Below are 21,455 nucleotides of genomic sequence, written 5' to 3'. Positions count from 1 at the left end.
ACTCTTTTTCCCACCGGCCGACTTCACGCGCCACGGTCACGGCCGCACGCCCCGCAGGATGAACGCGACCACGTCGTCCAGCCCGTGTTCGTCCATCTCCTGCGGCAGCATGCCGGAGACCGCGAGGTCGGCGTAGCCGTGCAGGGTCGCGAAGACGGGGAGGGCGACCTGCTCCAGGGACCCTTCCCGCACCTCTCCCCTGGCCTGGCCCTCGGCGACCAGTTTCAGGACCAGGTCCGACCAGTGCTGCGTGGCCTCCAGCAGCGCGTCGGACGCCGCCGGGTCGTGCTTGATGGAGTACATGAGGTCGAGCAGCGCGGCGTTGTCCCGGGCGAAGCCCACGTACGCGCGGACCACCGCGTCGACCTGCTCCGCGATCTTCTCCGGGACGCCGTCCTGCGACGCCCCGAGAACGGCCGTCAGCCGCTCGAATCCACTCAGTGCCAGCGCGTCCAGCAGCGCCTGCTTGTCCTTGAAGTGGCGACTCGGCGCCGCATGGCTGACGCCGAGGTCGCGGGCGAGTTCGCGCAGTGACAGGGCGGCCGGCCCCTTCTCGCGGAGCGTCTCCTCGGCTCGGGTCAGCAGGGCGGCGCGCAGGTCTCCGTGGTGGTAGCTGCGGGTGCGGGTGTGCATGCGCATCAGTGTATCGGTCATGTTTGTGACGACTACATTGTTGGCACCGTCACCATTGTTGTCATTGACAGCATTGTAGGCGGCGCCTACATTTGCTGGCATGACTACACGGAACAGCAAGTGGAACATCAGCGACATCCCCGACCAGACCGGCCGCACCGCCGTCGTGACCGGCGCCAACAGCGGACTCGGCATCGCCACCGTCGAGGCGCTGGCCGGTGCCGGGGCGCACGTGGTGCTCGCCGTGCGGGACCCCCGGCGCGGTGAGGCCGCCGCCGCGGGCGTGCACGGCAGCGTGGAGGTGCGCCGGCTCGACCTCGCCGACCTCGCCTCGGTGCGCGAGTTCGCCGCCGGCTGGCACGGCGGCCTCGATCTGCTCGTCAACAACGCCGGCGTCATGAACATCCCGGAGTCCGCCACCAAGGACGGCTTCGAGATGCAGTTCGGCACCAACCACCTGGGGCACTTCGCCCTGACCAACCTGCTGCTGCCCCACATCACCGACCGGGTGGTGACCGTGTCGTCCGGCGCGCACAAGATGCCGGGCAGCCCGCGCATCCACTTCGACAACCTCGACCTCTCCGGCGAGTACGCGCCCATGAAGGCCTACAGCCAGTCGAAGCTCGCCAACCTGCTCTTCACCCTCGAACTCCAGCGCAGGCTCGCCGAGTCGGGCTCGACCGTACGCGCCCTGGCGGCGCACCCGGGCTATGCGGCCACCAACCTCCAGAGCCACGACGGCAGTTGGGTGCGGCGCGCCCTCATGAAGGTCGGCAACCGCTTCGTCGCGCAGGACAACAAGGCCGGCGCATTGCCGACGCTGTACGCCGCCGTCCAGGACCTGCCCGGCGCGAGCTACGTCGGCCCGGACGGCACCGGCGAGATGCGCGGCGGCCCGACCCTGGTCGGCCGCTCGCAGGCGGCCAGCGACCCCGTCGCCGCCCGCCGTCTGTGGACGGCCTCCGAGGAGCTGACCGGCGTGACTTTCCCGCATCCGGCTCCACTCACGGCGGTGTGAGAACCCCTCCGTCCTCTCGTCCTATCCCGCCGTCGGCGGCCCCACTTCGCCCGGCCTCCGGTCGGCCGGCCTGCGCGGCGGAACCGGCGTCGAAGCGAAGTCCCTCGGGCCGGTCCACAGCGCGGGCACCGCGTCGCAGCGACGGCACAACTCGTAGGCGACCGCCTCGTAGTTGACCCGCCAGCCGTGGAAGTGGGGCCATGCCTCGGACGTGGTGCGCTCGGCGGCGAAGCCCGCCGCCTCCAGCATGTCGGCCGCCGCCTCGAACTCGACGTAGCCGAGCTGGATCCGGGAGTCCGGTGGCGGGTCGGGGTCGTAGGGCAGACGCAGGCCCCGCGCGATGTCGCGCAGGGAGGTGAACCCGGCGCGCAGCACGAGGCGCGCCTCCGGCGGTGCGCTGTGCGGGGCGAGGGCGAGCTGCATCGCCGCCGCGTCCATGACGGCGACCAGCCCGACCAGCCAGTGGCGGTACGGGCGGGGCGAGCGGAACGCGATCAGGACGGGGTAGGTGGAGTGGCTCTCACCGATGTCGGAGGCCAGCCGTTCCCAGGCCCGGTACAGCTCGGGCAGCGCGGTCTCGGTGTCGACCAGCCACTGCCGGGCCAGGATCTCCGGGCCCCAGGCTGGCTCGCCGGCCCGTGACTGGAGCAGGGTCACCTCGAGTTCGCGCCGGTTGTAGGCGGCGTACAGGGTGGGCAGGTAAGCGATCTGCAGGGCGATCAGGACCGGACCGGTGGCGGCCGCCACGAAGTCGAGTGCGGACAGGCGCAGCCGGTCGCCGCTGGCGAAACCGAGGGTGAGCAGGCTGGAGCCCGCCTCGCGGAAGGAGTTGCTCCAATTCAGTCCGGACAGCGCGTGCAGCAGCAGGCCGTAGCCCACCATGGCGCCGCCCAGCCAGGTCGCGAGCATGCCGATCAGGATCAGCGGGGCGAGCCAGGTCTGCGCCCGGTCGATGGCCTCGTAGCCACCGCGGGGCGCGGCGAGCCGCAGCATACGGCGCAGCAGCCACCACAGCCGGAACACCAGCTCCGAGTAGAGCCCTCGGGGCACCACCAGGGTGCGCAGGACGTTGACGAACAGGACCGCCAGGAGCAGCCCGCCGGCCACGCCGGAGATCCATGCCATGCGGCCCATTGTGGACCGCTTCGGGGCACGGCGATCAGGTGCGGCGGTCAGTCGCGGCGATCAAGTGCGGCGATCGGGTGCGGTGATCAGGGTGGCCGCGCAGCCGGAAGACCGGATGGTCGGTGGGGTCGGGCGGCGCGGTCAGCACGGAGGAGACCGTGGGCCATGCTGCCGTACTTCTCGCGGTAGGCCGCCGTGATGGGCGGGCGCTCATCTCCTCCGCGGTGAGTCCTCGGTACGGCCGCGGCTCCCGCCGGAGCGGCCGCGCACCGTCAGCTTGGCCGACGCGGTTCACCACCCTCAGGTATCGAAACCCTCAGGTACCGAAGTCGGGGATCGTGACCGAGCCGTCCTCGGCGAGCGGGAACCCGGGGTTGCAGGCGACCTCCCAGGCGTGGCCGTCCGGGTCGGTGAAGGCGCTGGAGTAGAAGCCGACGGTGTTGACGGCCGCGGGCTTGGTGATGGTGCCGCCGGCCCGCTCCGCGGCCGCGAGCAGCGCGTCGACCTCTGCGTCGGAGCGGACGTTGTGCGCGAGGGCGATCCCGCCGAAGCCGCTCGCCGGCCCGGGTTCCAGGCCGCAGTCCCGGGCGAGTTTGTCCCGGCTCCACAGGGCCAGTCCCAGACCGCCCGCCTGGAAGAAGACGGTCTCCTCGATCTCCTGCCCCCGCCAGCCCAGCGCCTCGTAGAAGCTCCTGGAGCGCGCGAGGTCGGAGACTCCCAGCGTGATCAATGTGATGCGCTGTTCCATGCGATCACGGTACGCCGCCCCGCAGGGCGAGGGCCGGGGCCGCGGACGGTCCGGTGCAAACGGCGGCGCCCCGAGCGAATGCCACGATCCGCCATGCGCCGGGGAGCGACGCGGGGACCGCGGCGGTCGTATGGTCGGGCGCGGCGACCGTGGGCGCCGGTAATGAGCGGGGTCGGCGCCGTTCATCATCCTGCCGCGCGAGAGCCGGGGGCGGGCGGGAGCGGGAGAGAGACCCGCCCCCTTCCCGGGCCCGGTACGGATGGCGTCAGGGCCGGGCCAGCAGCGTCCGCACGCCCTCGGAGGTCAGCGTCAGCGGGTGCTCGGACCCGGCGTCAATGGTCAGCGACAGGTCGTCGGCCGGCCACTGCGAGGCGAGCGCGCCCAGCGGCACCAGGCGGTAGCGGGAGACGAACGGCAGCAGCCCGGCCATTTCGCCCTCCGAGGTGAACACGGGCACCACGGGGTCGCCGCCCGGCTGCTCCAGGACCGGCAGCGCCACCGCGGCCGGGTCCACGGCGTCCTCCTGGCTCGCGTCGTCCGGGACGGGGACGAGCACCTCGCTGCCGGCGAGCGTGTCCAGCGCCGTCATGTCCTCGGTGTTCACGGCCAGCGCGTCCAGCGCCTGCCGGGCCGGTGTGGCGTTGTGGTCGTTGGCAGGTGTCTCCATGACAGATCCCCTGGTAGCGGCGGTGGTACAGGCCGCCCGGGACAAGATCGCCCCCGGGCACGGTTCTGCTCGCGTACCCGATCCGGACGAACCCATTCCCCCGATTCTCAGACATTCACAGCGGGCACATCTCGGCGCCGGACTGCCTGACAGAACCTGACGGGAATCCCCTCAGGGAATCAGCGGAACGTCCTGCGAGGGCAGGCCCAGGCGGTCGCGGCCGACCCGGCGGGCCAGCGGTTCGGCCATGCTCGCGCCGACATGCGTCCAGTACGTCGCCGCGTCCCGGAAGTAGCGCTGCATCCGCTCGCCGTCGCGGGCGTGCCGCGAGCCGGCCGTGCGGAAGAGGGTGCCTTGGAGTACGTCCCAGGCGATCCGTCCGGCGTTCAGGAACATCAGCGCGAGCCGGTTGTCCTCGACGACGGTGAACGGGGCCTCGCCGGTGACGTTGCGCCGGCAGGTCTCCATCCAGTCCTCGGCCGTCTGCCGCAGCGCGGCGTCGGCCATGTCGATCAGGCCGAGCGCCTGGCCGAGGTGCCGCTGGTAGTCGTGCAGGTCGGCGCGGGTGCGGTCGGGTTCGAGGGTGAGGGGGCGGGCCGCGACGATCCGGGCGTACTCGTCGGCGGCGGCGTAGGCGGTGCCGATCATGATGGCGGCGAGCTCGCCGTGGAAGAAGCTAGGCGCCCGGCCGGCGTACATGGGGTTGCCGTGCAGTGCGGAGCCCGCGCTGCCGCCCTCGACGGGCAGGTCGAGCAGGAAGGCCTCGCGGGTGAAGGTCTCCGGGATTCGGGCCTGTTCCATGTGGATGCTGTTGGAGCCGCTGCCGCGCAGGCCGAGCACGCCGTGCCAGTCGTCGAGGACCGTCCACACAGCGCGGGGCGCGACGAACAGGACGGGTGGTCCCGGCGGGCCGGCCGGTGCGGTGGGGGCGCGCAGGGTCTGGCCGACGTAGTGGGTGGAGTAGGGGGCGCCTGACGAGTACGGCCAGGTGCCGTCCAGGACGACGCCGCCCGCGCCGTCGGACCGGGCGACTCCGACGGGTACGACGGTGGACGCGGCCCTGAAGTCGCCGTCGGCGCCGAAGAGTTCGGACTGGGCCTTCTCGTCGAAGAGCGTGGCGACCTGGAGCACGTGGGCGGCGGTGAGCGAGAGCGCCCAGCCGGTGGAGGGGCAGCCGCGGGCGATCTCGGTGACCACGCGGTAGAAGACCGGCAGGCCGAACTCGTAGCCGCCGTAGCGGCGCGGCTGGAGGATCCGGTAGAAGCCGGCCCTGAGGAAGTCGTCGTGGGTGTCCTTGGGGTAGTGCGTCAGCCGCTCGGTCTCCGGCTGACGTTCGAGCAGCGCGGGCCTGAGCGCCACGGCACGCTCGATGATCTCGCGTTCGGTGAGGGCGGGTTCGGGAGCGGCGAGCACGGTGCCTCCTGAAAGGTGGGGCCGTCCGATGCGTGACGCGATACAGGTGATTGAACACGTCAAGCAGCCCGCGGTACCGACCGGAAACCGCCAAGCTGTCAGGGCAACAGCTCAGCCACACCGGTCACCCGGATCAGCGGCCGGTACAAATCCATGATCTGCAGCGCCTTCGTGTGCGAGTCGTCGTCCGCCCCCGCACACGCGTCCGCCGCGACCAGTACCTCGACTCCCGCGTCGGCGGCGGCCAGTGCCGTGGACAGGACGCAGCAGTCGGTGCTGACCCCGGCCAGGATCAGGCGGTGGTCGGGGCCGAGGAGCCGGGCGAGTTCCGGGGTCCATTTGCCGAAGGTCGGGGCGTCGATGACATGAAGGGCCTGCGGCGCGAACTCACCTGTCAGGGACCAGAGTCGGGAATCCGGCGGCTGGAGGGCGAACGGCCACGCGTCGTAGTACGCACGCCAGGCACCCTCGGGTTTCGCCGGAGCCAGGAAGCGGGTGAAGGCGACCCGGTCGCCGAAGGCCGGCAGCAGGCGCCGTACCCCTGCCGCCGCTTCGGTGAAGCGGGGGGCGGCCCAGGGACTCGAGGGGTCGGCGAAGACGTGCTGCATGTCGATGACGGCCAGCAGGCCCTTGGTCATACGGCCGCTCCCGCGTCGCTGGGGCTCGGTGCCCGCGACTCCTGCGCGCGGACCCTGGTGCGGGTCAGGGCCAGCGTGCCGAGGAAGCCCAGGGCGAGAGCGGCGAGGACGCCGAGGTTGGCGTAGGCCCAGGCGCCGGACTTGCCGCCGAGGCCGAACGGGCCGAGGAGGTAGCCTTGCCAATCCAGCCAGCCCGCGGCCGAGTTGGTGACCAGGCCCCAGCCGAGGGCGGTGGCGGCGACGGTGAGGAGCAGCGGGGTGCGCGGTACATCGCCGTAGCGGCCGGCCGGCCGGTAGAGGTCGACGTCGTCGTAGTCGCGGCGGCGCAGGGCCAGGTCGGCGAGCATGATGCCGCACCAGGCCGCGATGGGGACGCCGAGCGTGGTCAAGAAGCCCATGAACTGGCCGAGGAAGTCGTCGGCGAAGAAGACGATGTAGATCGAGCCGGCGATCATCAGCACGCCGTCGACGAACGCGGCGACGTAGCGCGGAATCCTGATCCCCGCCGACAGCAGGGCGAGGCCGGAGGAGTAGATGTCGAGGACCGCGCCGCCGACCAGCCCGAGGACGGCGACCACGGCGAAGGGGACCAGGAACCAGGTCGGCAGGATGATGGTGAGGGCGCCGATGGGGTCGGCGGCGATGGCAGCGCTGAGCTTGGTCGAAGAGCCGGCCAGCAGCAGGCCGAAGACCAGCAGGAGCAGCGGGGCAAGGGACGCGCCGAAGGTGGTCCAGCCGATCACGCCCCGGCCGGACGAACTGCGCGGCAGATAACGGGAGTAGTCGGCGGCGGCGTTGACCCAGCCGAGGCCGAATCCGGTCATCATGAACACCAGGGTGCCGATGAACTCCTGGGCGGAGCCCGACGGGAGGGCGCTGACGGTGCCCCAGTGGATGTGGTCGGCGACGAGCCCGATGTAGACGACGGTGAGCACTCCGGTGACGACCGTGATCACGGTCTGCAACCGCATGATCAGGTCGAAGCCCATCACCCCGCCGACGACGGTCAGCGCGCCGACCAGGACCAGGGCCACCACCTTGGTCTCGGTGCCGCCGCCCCAGCCGAGCCGTCCGAAGACGGTCGCGGTGGCCAGGGTGGCGAGCGCGCACAGCACGGTCTCCCAACCGACGGTCAGGACCCAGGAGATGACCGAGGGCAGACGGTTGCCGCGCACGCCGTACGCGGCCCGGCTGAGGACCATCGTCGGCGCCGATCCCCGCTTGCCCGCCACCGCGACGAAACCGCAGAGCAGGAACGAGAAGACGATGCCGATGACGCCCGCGGCCAGCGACTGCCAGAAGGAGGTGCCGAAGCCGAGCGCGAAGGAGCCGTAACTGAGCCCGAGTACCGAGACGTTGGCGCCGAACCAGGGCCAGAACAGCGTCCGCGGGCTGCCCTTGCGCTCGGCGTCGGCGATGACGTCGAGACCGTGCGTCTCCACCTGGAGCTGCCGCCCCGTGGCTCTGTTGCCGGGGGTGTCCGGGGACTGTGCCATCGTCGACCTGCCTGTCCGGGTGTGCTCCGCCGAAGCCCGAGGTCTGAAGCCTGGTCCGCGCTGGTCGGAGCGTCAAGGCCACAAGGGCCACCGGGACGGGCGCGCCGCCGCCGGACGGCGCGCCCCTCGCCCCCTTCGGCTCAGCGCGCCCAGAACGGCAGCGGCGGGCAGACGTTGGCACAGGTGTAGTTGCCGGGCATCAGCAGGCCGGCGTCGTCCTCATTGTTGTCGCCGCCCGCGAAGTAGACCTCGGGGACCCAGCCCCAGCGCCCGTTGTCGGCCTTGGTACTGCCCCACCAGTAGTTCTCGGCGGAGCCGTCGCGGAAGGTCTGGCCCTTCATCTCGGTGACGAACCAGTTGGCGGCGCCACCCTGTTCGAGATAACCGACGACCGCGGCGCCGGGCGAACGGGTGGCGTAGACGGGTACATGGCCGCGGGTGAGATTGCAGAACCTCACCTCCGTCCCCGGCCACGCGTGACCGGAGCCGGGATCGGTCAGGTCACGCTTGGTGGGGTTGTGGCAGGGGACGTTGTCGGTGGCGTGGGCGGCGGGCGCGATGAGGCCCGCGAGTCCGGTGAGTGCGGCGGCGGCCGCGACCAGTCCGCGCTTGATGTGGATCATGCTCTCGGCAACGAGGGGTTCCCGCAGATGGTCACGGCGCCGCGTCCGTCCGGACGGCGCCGGTCAGGCGCTGGTCTCGTGGCGCTCCGGTGCGGCCCACTGGGTGTGGAAGACGCCGGGGCGGTCGGTACGGCGGTAGGTGTGGGCGCCGAAGTAGTCCCGCTGGCCCTGCAGCAGGGCGGCGGGCAGCCGGCCGGCGCGCAGCGTGTCGTAGTGCGCGAGGGCGGCGGAGAAAGCGGGGACGGGGATGCCGCGGCGGGCGGCGGAGGCGACCGTCTCCCGCCAGGGCACCTGCGCGTCGGTGATCTCCATGGCGAACTCCATCTCACCGAGCAGGCTCACCAGGTCGTGGTCGGCGGCGTAGGCGGCGCGGATGCGGTCGAGGAAGGAGGCGCGGATGATGCAGCCGCCGCGCCAGATCCGGGCGACGGTGCCGAGGTCGATCTTCCAGCCGTACTCGGCGGCCGCGTCCTGGATCATCTTCCAGCCCTGGTCGTAGGCGATGACCTTCGACGCGTACAGGGCGTGCTCGACCTGCGAGGCGAAGCGTTCGGCCTCGGTGCGGCTGAGCAGGGGGCGGGTGCCGCCCGGCAGGCCCGCGTAGGCGGCGCGCAGGTCGCGCTGGCCGGAGGCGGCGCGGGCGAAGGTGGCCTGGGCGATGGCGGTGACCGGGGAGGCCAGGTCCAGCGCGGTCTGCACGGTCCAGCGGCCGGTGCCCTTCTGGCCTGCGGCGTCCTGGACGATGTCGACGAAGGGGGCGCCGGTGTCCGGGTCGGTGTGCGCCAGCACCTCGGCGGTGATCTCCACCAGGTAGGAGCCGAGCCGGCCCCGGTTCCAGTGCCGGAAGACGCCCGCGATCTCGGCCGGGCTGTAGCCGGCGACCTGGCGCAGCAGGTCGTAGGCCTCGGCGATGAGCTGCATGTCGGCGTACTCGATGCCGTTGTGGACCATCTTCACGAAGTGCCCGGCGCCGTCGCTGCCGATGTGGGCGGCGCACGGCTCGCCGCCGACCTTGGCGCTGATGCGCTCGAACATCGGGCCGAGGACGTCGTACGACTCCGCCGAGCCGCCGACCATGATCGACGGCCCTTCGAGGGCGCCCTCCTCGCCGCCGGAGACGCCGGTGCCGACGAAGTGGATGCCGAGCTCGCGCAGGGCGGCCTCGCGGCGGCGGGTGTCGGCGAAGTGGGCGTTGCCGCCGTCGATGATCATGTCGCCGGGTTCGAGGAGCGCGGCGAACTCCTCGATGACAGCGTCGGTGGCGGGTCCCGCCTGCACCATGATCATCAGGCGGCGGGGGCGCTCGAGCGCCGCCACGAACTCCTCGGCCGTCTCGGCGGCGACGAACGCACCCTCGTCGCCGTACACCTCCATGAGCGCGCGCGTGCGGCCGGCCGTGCGGTTGTGGACCGCGACGGTGTAGCCGTTGCGGGCGAAGTTGCGCGCCAGGTTGCGGCCCATCACGCCCAGGCCGGTCACGCCGATGGCTGCGGTTGCGTTCATGGTGTACGTCCTCGATCCGTCCGGCGGCGGTCCCGCTGCGGGGCCCCATGTCCGTCAGGTACGGACGGGCGGCCGGATCGTCTCGATGACGGCGGAGGACGGTGTGACGTACCCCGCTCAAACGATCGATCAAAGAGGGTTTAACATATGAGCGCCGCCTAGCTCGAAAGATGGATCAGTGACTGCTGTCAACGACGACTCGTTCACCAACTGGAAGACCCGCGAGGAGATCGCGGAGTCGATGATCCCGATCATCGGGAAGCTGCACCGCGAGCGGGACGTGACCGTCCTGCTGCACAGCCGCTCCCTGGTGAACAAGTCGGTGGTCAGCATCCTCAAGACGCACCGCTTCGCCCGGCAGATCGCCGGCGAGGAGCTCTCGGTGACCGAGACCATGCCGTTCCTGCAGGCGCTCACCGCGCTCGACCTCGGCGCCTCGCAGATCGACATCGGCATGCTCGCGGCGACGTACAAGAGCGACGACCGCGGCCTGACGGTGGAGGCGTTCACCGCCGAGGCCGTCGCGGGCGCCACCGGCGCCAACAAGATCGAGCGCGGCGAGGGCCGCGACGTCGTCCTCTACGGCTTCGGCCGCATCGGCCGCCTGGTGGCCCGGCTGCTGGTCGAGAAGGCCGGTTCCGGCAACGGACTGCGGCTGCGCGCGATCGTCGTGCGGGGCGGCGGCCAGCAGGACATCGTCAAGCGGGCCTCGCTGCTTCGCCGTGACTCCATCCACGGCCAGTTCCAGGGCACGATCACCGTCGACGAGGCGAGCAGCACCATCTTCGCCAACGGCAACGCGATCAAGGTGATCTACGCGAACGACCCGTCCGAGGTCGACTACACGGCGTACGGCATCAACAACGCCATCCTGATCGACAACACCGGCAAGTGGCGTGACCGCGAAGGGCTTTCGCAGCACCTGCGCCCCGGCATCGACAAGGTCGTGCTGACCGCGCCGGGCAAGGGCGACGTCCCGAACATCGTCCACGGCGTCAACCACGACACCGTCAAGCCGGACGAGCAGATCCTGTCCTGCGCGTCCTGCACCACCAACGCAATCGTGCCGCCGCTGAAGGCGATGGACGACGAGTTCGGTGTGGAGCGCGGCCACGTGGAAACCGTGCACTCCTTCACCAACGACCAGAACCTGCTGGACAATTACCACAAGGCCGAGCGCCGCGGCCGTTCCGCCCCGCTCAACATGGTCATCACCGAGACCGGTGCCGCCTCCGCCGTCGCCAAGGCGCTGCCCGACCTGAAGGCGAGGATCACCGGCAGCTCGATCCGCGTCCCCGTACCGGACGTCTCGATCGCGATCCTCAACCTCCAGCTCTCGCGCGAGACTTCCCGCGAGGAGGTCCTCGACCACCTGCGCGACGTCTCGCTGACGTCCCCGCTCCGGCGCCAGATCGACTTCACCACGGCCCCCGACGCCGTCTCGAGCGACTTCATCGGCTCCCGCCACGCCTCGATCGTCGACGCCGGCGCCACGAAGGTGGAGGGCGACAACGCCATCCTCTACCTCTGGTACGACAACGAGTTCGGCTACTCCTGCCAGGTCATCCGCGTCGTGCAGTACGTGTCCGGCGTGGAGTACCCGACGTTCCCGAGCCCGGCGGTCTGACGGCATTCCGCTGTGAGGGCACGGCACTGAGGGCCGCCATCCGGATTCGGGTGGCGGCCCGTCCCTTTCACAACCGATGCATGGGGAGAAGACCCCTGCATCCAAAACGCGTCCCACGCCGGTAAGTAGCGGCATGAGCAGTACCACCGACGAAATCCCCGCCGCAGTGCTGGACGTACTGGCGCCACCGGCACCCGACGAGCTGAACGGCGATCAGACGCGGGGGCGGGCCTGCGTGTGGTGCGGTGTTGCGCTGACCGTCGGGACGACCGTACCGCTGGGTGAGCGCATGGCTCCCGCCGGGGGCTCCGGCTCGACCGCGGGAGTGCGTCACTTGCCCGGCGCGTGCCACGGCTGTGTCGCCGGCCGTGCGCACCGCGGCCTGTTCGCGCACGGTTCGACGTGCGAGCTCTGCGCGGACAAGGCGTCCGCCGACGCCTGCACCGTCGGAAGGGGCCTGTACAGGCTCATCAGGAAGCACCGGCGATGACCGCGGGCTGCGCGGGGGCGGGCTGTGTGCGCCCCCGGGTCGAGCGGCGGTGGCCCGCCTCGGGCCGCCCGGTCAAGGGTCGGCAATGACCGCTTGACCGGGCGGCCCGCGGGCATGAATGTGGCCACAGGGGTGGATCAGCACTCTGGAGGCGCCGTGAGCACATCATCGGAACCGCGCGTGTCGGGGCTGGAAATCCGCTCCATCGACTACGTGCCCCTGGACGAACGACACGGCAAGCTCTGGCATCTCGGCCCGCTGTGGTTCATGTCGAACGCCCAGATCGCCACCCTGGCGGTGGGACTGATCAGCATCACCGAGGGCGGCAACCTGATCTGGTCGCTCATCGCGATCGTGGCGGGCACCGTCATCGGCACGTTCTTCATGGCGTTCCACTCGGCCCAGGGGCCGCAACTCGGGCTGCCCCAGATGATCCAGTCGCGGCCGCAGTTCGGCTACGTCGGCGCCCTGCTGGTGTGGCTGTTCGCGTATGTGCAGTACGCGGGCTTCAACGTCTTCAACACCATCCTCGCCGGTGAGGCGATGCACACGACGGTGCACGGAGGCGTCAAGCTCTGGGTGGCCGTGGTCACCGTCGTCGCCCTCGTCATCGCGCTGGTGGGCTACGACGTCATCCACAAGGCCGAGCAGTTCCTGACGTACACCTTCCTGGTCGTCTTCGGGATCTTCACCGTGGGCGCCCTGGTCACCCTGCACTACCCGGCCGGCTCCTTCGACCTCGGCGCCTTCAAGGCGACGCCGTTCCTGGCGCAGTTCGGCGTGGTCGCCGGCTACCAGATCAGCTGGGCCATCTACGTCTCGGACTACTCGCGCTATCTCCCGCCGGACGTGACCGTCCGCAAGACCTTCTACTGGACCTACTTCGGCTCGGCCCTCGGCGGCATCTGGCTCATGACGCTCGGCGCCCTGCTCGCCGCGTGGGCGGGCAAGGACTTCGACACGATCAAGTCGATCAATGCGGCCGGCGACAAGGTGTTCAGCGGCTTCGGCGCGATCGTGCTGCTCTTCGCCGTCCTGGGCCTGGTGTCCGTCACCGCGCTCAACATGTACGGCGGTTCGCTCACCTTGATCAGTGCGGTCGACTCGATCAAGAGGGTGCGGCCGACGCTCTCCGTGCGGCTGGTGACCGTCGGCCTGACGGCGGTGCTCTCCCTGGTCGGCGCGCTCGCCGCGACCTCCCACTTCCTGGAGAACTTCAACAACTTCCTGCTGCTGGTGCTCTATCTGTTCATCCCGTGGACCGCGGTCAACCTCATGGACTACTACGTCGTGCGCCGAGGGCACTACGCCATCGCCGAGATCTTCAACCCGCGCGGGATCTACGGGCGTTGGGGCTGGCACGGCATCATCGCCTATCTGGTGGGCTTCGGCGTGATGGTCCCCTTCTTCTCCGTCGGCACGCTCTACACCGGCCCGATCGCCGACGCGCTCGACGGCGCCGACATCTCCCTCTTCATCGGGCTGCCCGTCTCCGCGGCGCTCTACTGGCTGCTGACCCGCTCCATCGACGTGGAGGCCGAGCAGCGGCTGGCCGAGGCGGAGGCGGAGCAACTGGAACTGGCCGCGCACGAGCACCGCGAGCCGTGACGGTCAGCAAGTCGGAGCGGCACGCCTCGGCCTATCAGGGTGTGTGAGCGAAGCCATAAGTAGAACGATGTCGTTTCGATAGCCGGGAGGGGTACTGTACCCACCAAGTGAACGAAACAGTTTCGTTTAGGGTGTGGGGGAAGGACAGACATGGTCTCCGTACTCCTCGTCAACGACCAGTCTCTGCAGCGACTCGGCCTGCGCATGCTGCTGACCGCCGAACCCGACCTGACCGTCGTCGGCGAAGCGGCGACCAGTGCGGAAGCGGTCGCCATGAGCACGGCCCTTCGTCCCGACGTCGTCCTGATGGACGTCCCGCTCGCCGACGCGGCCGACATCGAGGCCGTCCGGCGTATCGCCCGGCCCGCACGCTTCCGCCCGCCCGCCGAGTCCGTCGCGACCGGCGGGACCCCGCCCCGCGTACTCGTCCTCACGTCGGCCGTCGACGAGGACCACGCCTACGCCGCCCTGCGCGCCGGCGCCGACGGGTTCCTCCTCACGGACGCCTCCCCGGAGGAACTGACCGCGGCCGTACGGATCGTGGCCGCCGGTGACGCGGTCATCACCCCCACCCTGACCCGCACCCTCATCGACACCGTCCGCGCGGAACCGGCCGCCCGCCCCCTGCGGCCGGACGTCGAACTGGCCGCCCTCACCCAGCGTGAGCGCGACGTCCTCACGGCCGTCGCCTCGGGATGGTCCAACAGCGAGATCGCGCTGCGGCTCTCGATCGCCCCGACCACCGTCAAGTCCCACGTCAGCCACATCCTCGGCAAGATCGGCGCCCGCGCCCGCGTCCAGGCGGTGGCCTTCGCCTACGAGTCCGGACTGATCCGGCCGGCCGCCTGACACACGCGGGGGCGCGGCCCCCCGGCGCGCGCCGCGGTCCGTCTCGGTACCCCCGCGGAATTGTCCGTGATCAGTAACAGGCGGATCCCGCCCCGCACTTATTCCGTCCTCACAGGTGCACGAGCAGCACGGGAACGACAAGGGCGGGGCGGACATGGCGCGGCATGGCGGGCGGGGATGGCACGGCCGGGTACTCGCGGCGGCGGTCGGAGTGACGGCGGTGGCGGCGGCGACCTCGGTGTGGACCGCGCAGGCCGGGCCCATCGACGGGCAGCGCCCGGCGGCACACCCCGCCTCGGCCGCCCACAAAGCGGTGGCGATCAGCATCGTCCACGCCTCGGACAAGGGTCCCCGGGGCGTCAACATCACCATCGACGACGGCCCGGACCCGACGTGGACGCCGCAGGTGCTCCAGGTGCTGAAGGAGAACGGCGTGAAGGCCACCTTCTGCATGGTCGGCACGCAGGCCGAGGCCCACCCGGACCTGGTCAGGGCAGTGGTGGCGGCGGGCCACCGGCTGTGCGACCACACGGTGTCGCACGACACCACCATGGACAAGAAGGCCGACTCGTATCAGTCGAAGGAGATCCTGGACGCCGCGAGCATGATCACCAAGGCGTCCGGGGGTGTCCGCCCGATGTACTACCGGGCACCGGGCGGCGCGTTCACCCCGTACAGCAGGCAACTCGCCGCCAAGCAGGGGATGCGGCCGCTGGGCTGGAACGTGGACTCCAAGGACTTCGAGCGCCCCGGCACCGAGACCATCGTCGCCACCGTCAGGAGCGAGGTGCCCAACGGCCCGACGATCCTCTTCCACGATGCCGGCGGGGACCGTTCGCAGACCGTGGCCGCCCTGCGCGAGTGCCTGCCGTGGCTGAAGCAGCAGGGGTACTCGTTCGGCTTCCCGGTGCGCTGACCGGGTCCCCGGCAGCAGTGGCTCAGTCCTCCGGCATCGCGTCCGGCAGGCCGAGCGCCGCCGACACATGGCGCCAGACGGACGCGAGCGCCATGTCCAGGGTGACCGTCGGATCGCGCAGCATGATCCGGATGCCGTAGCCGTCGCTGAGGGAGAGCACGAGGGTGGCGAGGGCGTCCACGTCGGTCGGCGTGAACTCGCCCGACTCGATGCCCCGCCGGACCGCTCCGGTCACCCAGGCGTGCAGCTGCGCGTACAGGTCCACGGCGAAGACGCGGGTGGTCTCGTCGCGCAGGGCCCGCACCCACAGCTCCTGCCACAGCCGCCAGTCCTGGTGCAGTTCGGGGTCGGTCGGCAGCAGGTTGCGCAGGATGCGGGCCAGGATGACGGCCGCGGGCGCCGTCCCCGCGTCGCGTTCGACGTCCACGGCGGTGTTGGCGAAGGAGTGCGTCATCGCCTCGGTGAACAGCTTCTCGCGCGTGTCGAAGTGGTAGTGCAGCAGCGCCGTCGACACCCCGGCCCGCTCCGCGACCATCCGCATCCGGATCTTCTCGAAGCCGATCTCGGCGATGACCTCGCACGCCGCCGTCAGGATGCGCTCACGCGTGTCTGCCGTGCGCACCTTGGTGCTCACCCTGCGGCTCCCTTCGTTCGCCGGTCGTACGCCATGACCATCTTCCCTCACCGCCGCACCGCCGTGGCCGCCTCCCCGCGATGCGGCCCGGCGTCGTAGGCGTGGAAGCCCCGCCCGGACTTGCGCCCCAGCAGTCCGGCCTCCACCATCCGCGACAGCAGGGGCGGCGGCGCGTACTGGGGCTCGCGGAACTCGGCGTACAGCGACTCGGCGATGGCCCGGGTGGTGTCCAGGCCGATCAGGTCCGTCAGGGCCAGTGGGCCGAGGGGGTGGGCGCAGCCGAGGACCATGCCGCGGTCGACGTCCTCGACGGTGGCGCCGCCCGACTCCACCATGCGGATCGCGGCCAGCAAGTAGGGGACGAGCAGCGCGTTGACCACGAATCCCGCCTTGTCCCGGGTCCGCACGACCTCCTTGCCGAGGGTGTCCGCCACGAAGGTCTCGGCGCGTGCCGCCGTGGTGGGCGAGGTGAGCAGCGACGGTACGAGTTCGACGAGCCGCAGGACCGGTACGGGGTTGAAGAAGTGCACGCCGACGACGCGGTCGGGGCGGCCGGTCGCGGCGGCGAGCCGGATGACCGGGATGGAGGAGGTGTTGGTCGCCAGGATGGTGTGCTCGCCGGTGAGCACGCGGTCGAGGCGGGCGAAGACGTCGAGTTTCAGCACCTCGTCCTCCGCGACGGCCTCGATCACCAGGTCGTGGTCGTGCAGTGCCTCGATCCGGTCCACCACCGTGGTCAGGGCCGCAGCGGCCTCGTGCTGCTCAGCGGTGAGCCTGCCGTGGGCGGTGGCCCGGTCGAGCGAGCGGGCGATGCGCAGCCGGCCCGCTTCGGCCGCCCGCGCATCGCGTTCCACCACCGTCACCGGCACGCCGGCTCGCGCGCAGACCTCGGCGATACCCGCGCCCATGAGGCCGCAGCCGACGACTCCGACGCGCTCGATGTCGGTCATGAGTGTCCCTCCCGATGTGATGGGTCGGACGGCGGGTCAGGCCGTGGGCAGGGCCAGGACCTCGGTCCCGCGCTTGACCAGTTCGTTGGCGATGATGAGGCGCTGAATCTCGGAGGTGCCCTCCCAGATACGGTCCACGCGCAGCTCGCGGTAGAGCCGTTCGACGGCGTACGTACGGTCGTAGCCGCGGCCGCCGTGGATCTGCAGGCACCGGTCGATCACGCGGCCCGACGCCTCGCTCGCGGAGAGCTTGGCGATGGCCGCCTTGGCGTGCAGCGTCTTGCGGTCCTCGGGCGTGGCCCGGTCGATCTCCCAGGCGACCTGGTGGGTGTAGGCGCGGTTGACGGCGATGTCCACGGCGCAGTCCGCGAGCATCCCCTGGATCAGCTGGTACGAGGCGATCGGCGCCCCGAACTGCTCCCGCTCCACGGCCCAGTCGCGGGCCAGCTCCAGCGCCCGTTCCGCCGCGCCGGTGGTCCGTGCCGCGATCATCAGCCGCTCCTCGGTGAACCAGGAGCGGGTGATGTCGTAGCCCTCGCCGATGCCGCCGAGCACGGCGTCCTCGTCGACCTGGACGTCGGTGAAGGTGAACTCGGGGTGCTCGTAGACGAAGGTGTGCATGAAGCGCGGCACGCGTGTCATCTCGATGCCGGGGGTGTCCTTGTCGACGAGGAACAGCGTCGGCGCGCGCTCCGGGCCGGCCGCTGCGAGCACGATCATGAAGTCGGCGTGGTCGCCGACGGTGACGAACCACTTCTCGCCGTCGAGCACCCAGCCGCGGTCGTTCTTCGTCGCGGTGGTGGCGAGGTTCTGCGGGTCCGAGCCGGCACCGGGCTCGGTGACGGCGTAGCAGTCGCGCCGCTGGCCCTTGATCACCGGGATCAGGAAGCGCTCGCGCTGCGCGGGGGTGCAGAACCGGAGTGCGTTGGCGGGCCGCCACACCATGTCCCACAGGGCGCCGGTGAGACGTCCCAACTCCTCCTGGACGGTGGCCTGTTCGGCGATGGTGAGGCCGGCGCCGCCCCATTCGGCGGGCATGTTGACGGCCTGCAGTCCCGCGTCCAGGACCGCGTCGCGGACCTTGGCGTGGACGTCGGCGGGCAGGCCGTTGTCCTCCTCGCACTGGAGCTCGTAGCCGGCGATGAAGTCGGTGAGGGCGCGGGCACCGGCCTTGAGCTGTGCCTGGCGCGGGGTGAGACGGAAGTCCATGGAAGTCCTCGATGTGGCTGCTGGGTGGGCGAGTTCGGGAGAGGGGCGCGGTCAGTGGGTGGGCAGGGCCAGGGCGCGGGTGCCGCGCTTGATCAGCTCGTTGGCGATGATCAGGCGCTGGATCTCGGAGGTGCCCTCCCAGATCCGGTCCACGCGCAGCTCGCGGTACATGCGCTCGACGGGGTAGGTGCGGTCGTAGCCGCGGCCGCCGAAGATCTGCAGGCACCGGTCGGCGACCCGGCCGGCCGCCTCGCTGGCGGCGAGCTTGGCCGTGGAGGCCTTGGCGTGCAGCGTCTTGCGGTCGGTGCCCGGCTGGTCGGCCTCCCAGGCGACCTGGTGCGTGTAGGCGCGGTTGACGGCGATGTCCACGGCGCAGTCCGCGAGCATCCCCTGGATCAGCTGGTACGAGGCGATCGGCGCCCCGAACTGCTCCCGCTCCACGGCCCAGTCGCGGGCCAGTCGGAGCGCGCGCTCGGCGGCGCCGACCGTGCGGGCCGCGATCATGAGGCGTTCGTCGGTGAACCATTCCTTGGTGAGTTCGTAGCCGTTGCCGACGCCGCCGAGCACGTCCTCGTCGGCCACGAAGACGTCGGTGAAGGTGAATTCGGGGTGGCCGTTGACCGCGGAGTGCATGAAGTGCGGCAGCCGGGTCAGCTTCACGCCGGGCGCGGCCTTGTCGACGAAGAACAGCGTGGGCAGCCGCTCGGGACCGGCGTCCGCCTGCACCAGCAGGAAGTCGGCGATGTCGCCGCAGGTGACGAACCACTTCTCGCCGTTGAGCAGCCAGCCGCCGTCGGCGCGGGCGGCGGTGGAGCTGCCGGAGGACGGGTCGGAGCCGGCGCCCGGCTCGGTGACGGCGAACGCGTCGAACCGTTCCCCGCGGATCACGGGCAGCAGGTACTTCTCGCGCTGCCGCTCGTCGCCCTGGGCGAGGACGTTGGCGGGCCTCCAGGGTATGTCCCAGAGGCAGTTGGTCACCTTGCCGAACTCCTCCTCCACGATGACCTGGTCGAGGAGGCTGAGCCCGGCGCCGCCCCACTCGGCGGGCATGTTGATGGCGTAGACACCGGCGTCCATGGCGGCGCGGGTCAGCTCGGTCACGAGGTGCTGCGGCAGGGGTCCGCCGGCCTGCTCGGACTGGTCCTCGTAGCGCATGAGCAGCCGGGCGTACTCGGCGGCACGGCGCTTCAGATCGGCCTGTTCGGGGGTGTAGCGCATGTCCATGGAAGCCTCCGGGGTCGGACAGGGGCGGTCAGGCGAGTACGGCGCGGGAGTCCAGGGCGAGGACCCCGTCGGGGCGTACGAGAAGGGGGTTGACCTCGAGTTCGGCGATCTCGGGGTGGGCGGCGGCGAACGCGGTGATCGTCTCGACGGCTGCCGCTGCCGCCGCGACGTCGACGGGCGGGCGTCCGCGCACGCCGTCCAGGAGGGCGACGGTGCGCAGTCCGCGCAGCAGGCGCCGGCCGTGGGCGGCCGGGACGGGGGCGAGAGTGAAGGCGACGTCGTGCAGTGCCTCGGCCAGGACTCCGCCGAGGCCCACCATGGCGACGGGGCCGAAGCGCGGGTCGCGGTTGACGCCGACGATCAGCTCGATGCCGTCGGTGAGGTCCGCCATGGCTTCGACGGAGTAGGCGGGGGCGCCGAGCCGGGCGTGCATCTCCCGGAAGGCGGCGAGGAGTTCGCCGGGCCCGGCCAGGCCGAGTGCGACCCCGCCCGCGTCGGACTTGTGCAGCAGGTGGAGGGCTTTGAGGACGTACGGTCCGGTGAACTCCTCGGCGGCGGCGAGCAGTTCGGTCTCGTCGTGGATCTTCCGGGCGGCGGGGAAGGCGAGTCCGACGGCTTCGAGGGCGCTGCGGGTCTCCAGGTAGCCGACCTCGCGAAGGGGTACGGCCGCCGGGGGCAGGGGCGTGATCCCGGGGCGCGGTGCGCGGGGTGCCGTCGAGGCGAGGGCGCGGGCGGCGTCCTCGGTGGCGTCGAAGACCGGGATGCCGGCGGCGGCGAGGGTGCGGCAGCTCGGGGACTCGGGATACATCGACTGCACCACGAGCGGCTTCGCGGTGGCACGGTACCGGGCGGCGATGAGGCGCGCCGCCTGCTGCTCCCCCTCCGCGAGCGGCGTGCCGCCTCCGCCGAGGCCGCCCTCGGTGGCCGTGTAGCCGCCGAAGTAGCCGGTCATCAGGACGGCGTCGACCTCTTCGGCCGCCAGCAGCGCGTCCACGGTCTGCGCGTACGAGCCGGGGTCCTGTTCACCCATGCCGGCGAGGTCCACCGGGTTGGCGACGGCCGACTGCTCCCACAGGGCCGCTCGCAGCTGCCGCCGGGTGGGTTCGTGGAGTTCGGGCACGGTCAGACCGGCCGTCTCCACGGCGTCGGCGGCTATCGCTCCGTGCCCGCCGCCGTCCGTGAGCACGGCGACCCGGCGGCCGGGCGCGTGCCGTGCGCCGTGCGACGCGGCCAGGACCACGGCGAGTTCGCGCGGGGTGGCGACCAGTTCCACGCCGGCGTCGCGGCAGGCGGCGGTCACCACGTCGGCCGAGGTGGTCAGGGCACCGGTATGTGACATGGCACTGCGCGCGGAGGCGTCGCCGCGGCCCGCGGTGAGCAGCACCACCGGCTTCCCGGCCGCGGCGGCCGCCTCGGCGAAGGCCCGCCCGTCGGCGAAGTCCTCCGCGTAGACCGCGATGGCGCGGGTGCCCTCGTGCCGGGCGCAGTCGGCGAGCAGGTCGACGAGGGTGACGTCCGCCTGGTTGCCGAGCGAGACGAAGCGGGAGAACCCCAATCCGTGGGGTGCGAAGCGGAGTTGGAGTTCGAGGGCCAGGTTGCCGCTCTGACTGAGCAGGGCGACCGCGCCGGGCGTGAAGGTGCCGGACGCCAGGAAGAGGTCGGTGGTGTTGTCGGCCAGGCCGAGGCAGTTGGGTCCGACCATCACGGCACCGGCGGCGCGCACCCGCTCGGCGACGGCGGCCTGGCGCGTCCGGCCCGCCTCGCCGGTCTCTGCGAAGCCCGCGGTGATCGCGACGATCGCCCGGGCGCCGCAGTGCAGGGCCTCGTCGACGGCGTCCTCGAAAGCGTGGGCGGGCACGGAGATCACCGCGAGGCCGACGGGTTCGCCGATCGCGCTCAGGCTGGGCGCGGCGGTGCGCCCGAGCACGGTGCCACCGCGGCGGTTGACCAGGTGGACGGGGCGGCGGCCGTCGGCGCGAACGGCCTGGGCGGCGATGGCGTGGCCGTACTTGGCGGGGTCGTCGCTGGCTCCGACGACGGCGACGGAGACGGGGTCGAACAGGGCCGACAGGTCGCGTCCCATC

Annotated in this window: 20 protein-coding genes; 6 read left to right on the top strand and 14 right to left on the bottom strand. The window is 71.3% G+C overall.

Translation table 11 applies throughout. The annotated features are described in order from the left end of the window. Positions 1–36: 36 nt before the first annotated feature. Positions 37–633: a TetR/AcrR family transcriptional regulator gene (locus ACIBN2_RS03565; protein WP_399132443.1), complete on the bottom strand. Its 597-nt coding sequence runs from the start codon at positions 631–633 to the stop codon at positions 37–39. A 100-nt stretch (positions 634–733) separates the two neighbouring features. On the opposite strand from ACIBN2_RS03565, the gene ACIBN2_RS03560 reads away from it, so the two are divergent. Beyond that, a complete protein-coding gene (locus tag ACIBN2_RS03560) occupies positions 734–1,651 on the top strand; it encodes an oxidoreductase (RefSeq protein WP_399132442.1) in 918 nt (305 codons plus the stop codon). A gap of 21 nt (positions 1,652–1,672) precedes the next feature. On the opposite strand, the gene ACIBN2_RS03555 is transcribed toward ACIBN2_RS03560, so the two are convergent. From ACIBN2_RS03555 to gndA, 8 genes are all read right to left on the bottom strand, one after another. Continuing rightward, on the bottom strand, positions 1,673–2,776 hold the full coding sequence (locus ACIBN2_RS03555; protein WP_399132441.1) for a hypothetical protein: 1,104 nt from the start codon (positions 2,774–2,776) through the stop codon (positions 1,673–1,675). A gap of 316 nt (positions 2,777–3,092) precedes the next feature. Further along, on the bottom strand, positions 3,093–3,524 hold the full coding sequence (locus ACIBN2_RS03550; protein WP_399132440.1) for a VOC family protein: 432 nt from the start codon (positions 3,522–3,524) through the stop codon (positions 3,093–3,095). A gap of 265 nt (positions 3,525–3,789) precedes the next feature. Then, the gene (locus ACIBN2_RS03545; RefSeq protein ID WP_399132439.1) at positions 3,790–4,191 is read right to left on the bottom strand and encodes an SseB family protein; all 402 of its coding nucleotides are present in this window, start codon (positions 4,189–4,191) and stop codon (positions 3,790–3,792) included. A gap of 171 nt (positions 4,192–4,362) precedes the next feature. Further along, entirely contained in the window at positions 4,363–5,604 is a 1,242-nt protein-coding gene (locus ACIBN2_RS03540; RefSeq protein WP_399132438.1) for an acyl-CoA dehydrogenase family protein, read from the bottom strand. A gap of 98 nt (positions 5,605–5,702) precedes the next feature. Further along, the gene (locus tag ACIBN2_RS03535; protein ID WP_399132437.1) at positions 5,703–6,242 is read right to left on the bottom strand and encodes a cysteine hydrolase family protein; all 540 of its coding nucleotides are present in this window, start codon (positions 6,240–6,242) and stop codon (positions 5,703–5,705) included. After that, positions 6,239–7,738: a purine-cytosine permease family protein gene (locus ACIBN2_RS03530; protein ID WP_399132436.1), complete on the bottom strand. Its 1,500-nt coding sequence runs from the start codon at positions 7,736–7,738 to the stop codon at positions 6,239–6,241. Before ACIBN2_RS03530 ends, ACIBN2_RS03535 begins: the two co-directional genes overlap by 4 nt. Positions 7,739–7,878: 140 nt before the next feature. Further along, complete coding sequence (locus tag ACIBN2_RS03525) at positions 7,879–8,361, bottom strand: hypothetical protein (RefSeq protein WP_399132435.1); 483 nt, start codon at positions 8,359–8,361, stop codon at positions 7,879–7,881. Positions 8,362–8,424: 63 nt separating this feature from the next. Next, positions 8,425–9,864 (bottom strand): NADP-dependent phosphogluconate dehydrogenase, encoded by a 1,440-nt coding sequence (gene gndA / locus ACIBN2_RS03520; RefSeq protein ID WP_399132434.1) that lies wholly within the window; start codon positions 9,862–9,864, stop codon positions 8,425–8,427. 178 nt (positions 9,865–10,042) lie between these two features. Between gndA and ACIBN2_RS03515 the strand changes: the two genes are divergently transcribed. The 5 genes from ACIBN2_RS03515 to ACIBN2_RS03495 all read left to right on the top strand — a co-directional run bounded on the left by ACIBN2_RS03515 (position 10,043) and on the right by ACIBN2_RS03495 (position 15,354). Continuing rightward, positions 10,043–11,491, top strand: coding sequence for a glyceraldehyde-3-phosphate dehydrogenase (locus ACIBN2_RS03515; RefSeq protein ID WP_399132433.1), 1,449 nt, complete (start codon positions 10,043–10,045; stop codon positions 11,489–11,491). A 133-nt stretch (positions 11,492–11,624) separates the two neighbouring features. Beyond that, the gene (locus tag ACIBN2_RS03510; protein WP_399132432.1) at positions 11,625–11,981 is read left to right on the top strand and encodes a hypothetical protein; all 357 of its coding nucleotides are present in this window, start codon (positions 11,625–11,627) and stop codon (positions 11,979–11,981) included. A gap of 156 nt (positions 11,982–12,137) precedes the next feature. Beyond that, a complete protein-coding gene (locus ACIBN2_RS03505; RefSeq protein WP_399132431.1) occupies positions 12,138–13,589 on the top strand; it encodes a purine-cytosine permease family protein in 1,452 nt (483 codons plus the stop codon). 150 nt (positions 13,590–13,739) lie between these two features. Beyond that, the gene (locus ACIBN2_RS03500) at positions 13,740–14,438 is read left to right on the top strand and encodes a LuxR C-terminal-related transcriptional regulator (RefSeq protein WP_399132430.1); all 699 of its coding nucleotides are present in this window, start codon (positions 13,740–13,742) and stop codon (positions 14,436–14,438) included. A 154-nt stretch (positions 14,439–14,592) separates the two neighbouring features. Next, on the top strand, positions 14,593–15,354 hold the full coding sequence (locus tag ACIBN2_RS03495) for a polysaccharide deacetylase family protein (RefSeq protein ID WP_399132876.1): 762 nt from the start codon (positions 14,593–14,595) through the stop codon (positions 15,352–15,354). 22 nt (positions 15,355–15,376) lie between these two features. Here the strand turns inward: ACIBN2_RS03495 and ACIBN2_RS03490 are convergent, their stop codons facing one another. The 5 genes from ACIBN2_RS03490 to ACIBN2_RS03470 are packed head-to-tail and all read right to left on the bottom strand — an operon-like array spanning position 15,377 to position 21,454. Continuing rightward, positions 15,377–15,988: a TetR/AcrR family transcriptional regulator gene (locus tag ACIBN2_RS03490; protein WP_399132429.1), complete on the bottom strand. Its 612-nt coding sequence runs from the start codon at positions 15,986–15,988 to the stop codon at positions 15,377–15,379. Between the two features lie 47 nt (positions 15,989–16,035). Then, the gene (locus tag ACIBN2_RS03485) at positions 16,036–16,938 is read right to left on the bottom strand and encodes a 3-hydroxybutyryl-CoA dehydrogenase (protein WP_399132428.1); all 903 of its coding nucleotides are present in this window, start codon (positions 16,936–16,938) and stop codon (positions 16,036–16,038) included. Between the two features lie 36 nt (positions 16,939–16,974). Then, complete coding sequence (locus ACIBN2_RS03480) at positions 16,975–18,147, bottom strand: acyl-CoA dehydrogenase family protein (RefSeq protein ID WP_399132427.1); 1,173 nt, start codon at positions 18,145–18,147, stop codon at positions 16,975–16,977. A 51-nt stretch (positions 18,148–18,198) separates the two neighbouring features. After that, positions 18,199–19,371, bottom strand: a complete 1,173-nt coding sequence (locus ACIBN2_RS03475; protein WP_399132426.1) for an acyl-CoA dehydrogenase family protein — start codon at positions 19,369–19,371, stop codon at positions 18,199–18,201. A 28-nt stretch (positions 19,372–19,399) separates the two neighbouring features. Beyond that, positions 19,400–21,454 (bottom strand): acetate--CoA ligase family protein, encoded by a 2,055-nt coding sequence (locus ACIBN2_RS03470; protein ID WP_399132425.1) that lies wholly within the window; start codon positions 21,452–21,454, stop codon positions 19,400–19,402. Position 21,455: the final 1 nt, after the last annotated feature.

It is taken from the genome of Streptomyces sp. NPDC050534 (genome assembly GCF_044457745.1).
Classification (GTDB): domain Bacteria; phylum Actinomycetota; class Actinomycetes; order Streptomycetales; family Streptomycetaceae; genus Streptomyces.
This window is presented reverse-complemented; position numbering and strand designations above follow the sequence as displayed.

Excerpts from the sequence above, each read along its gene's own strand:
- ACIBN2_RS03485 (WP_399132428.1), bottom strand. The coding sequence starts at position 16,938 with ATGACCGACATCGAGCGCGTCGGAGTCGTCGGCTGCGGCCTCATGGGC.
- ACIBN2_RS03560 (WP_399132442.1), top strand. The coding sequence starts at position 734 with ATGACTACACGGAACAGCAAGTGGAACATCAGCGACATCCCCGACCAG.
- ACIBN2_RS03495 (WP_399132876.1), top strand. The coding sequence starts at position 14,593 with ATGGCGCGGCATGGCGGGCGGGGATGGCACGGCCGGGTACTCGCGGCG.
- ACIBN2_RS03545 (WP_399132439.1), bottom strand. The coding sequence starts at position 4,191 with ATGGAGACACCTGCCAACGACCACAACGCCACACCGGCCCGGCAGGCG.
- ACIBN2_RS03525 (WP_399132435.1), bottom strand. The coding sequence starts at position 8,361 with ATGATCCACATCAAGCGCGGACTGGTCGCGGCCGCCGCCGCACTCACC.
- ACIBN2_RS03510 (WP_399132432.1), top strand. The coding sequence starts at position 11,625 with ATGAGCAGTACCACCGACGAAATCCCCGCCGCAGTGCTGGACGTACTG.
- ACIBN2_RS03550 (WP_399132440.1), bottom strand. The coding sequence starts at position 3,524 with ATGGAACAGCGCATCACATTGATCACGCTGGGAGTCTCCGACCTCGCG.
- ACIBN2_RS03565 (WP_399132443.1), bottom strand. The coding sequence starts at position 633 with ATGCACACCCGCACCCGCAGCTACCACCACGGAGACCTGCGCGCCGCC.
- ACIBN2_RS03535 (WP_399132437.1), bottom strand. The coding sequence starts at position 6,242 with ATGACCAAGGGCCTGCTGGCCGTCATCGACATGCAGCACGTCTTCGCC.
- ACIBN2_RS03475 (WP_399132426.1), bottom strand. The coding sequence starts at position 19,371 with ATGGACATGCGCTACACCCCCGAACAGGCCGATCTGAAGCGCCGTGCC.
- ACIBN2_RS03555 (WP_399132441.1), bottom strand. The coding sequence starts at position 2,776 with ATGGCATGGATCTCCGGCGTGGCCGGCGGGCTGCTCCTGGCGGTCCTG.
- ACIBN2_RS03470 (WP_399132425.1), bottom strand. The coding sequence starts at position 21,454 with ATGGGACGCGACCTGTCGGCCCTGTTCGACCCCGTCTCCGTCGCCGTC.
- ACIBN2_RS03480 (WP_399132427.1), bottom strand. The coding sequence starts at position 18,147 with ATGGACTTCCGTCTCACCCCGCGCCAGGCACAGCTCAAGGCCGGTGCC.
- ACIBN2_RS03530 (WP_399132436.1), bottom strand. The coding sequence starts at position 7,738 with ATGGCACAGTCCCCGGACACCCCCGGCAACAGAGCCACGGGGCGGCAG.
- ACIBN2_RS03500 (WP_399132430.1), top strand. The coding sequence starts at position 13,740 with ATGGTCTCCGTACTCCTCGTCAACGACCAGTCTCTGCAGCGACTCGGC.
- gndA (WP_399132434.1), bottom strand. The coding sequence starts at position 9,864 with ATGAACGCAACCGCAGCCATCGGCGTGACCGGCCTGGGCGTGATGGGC.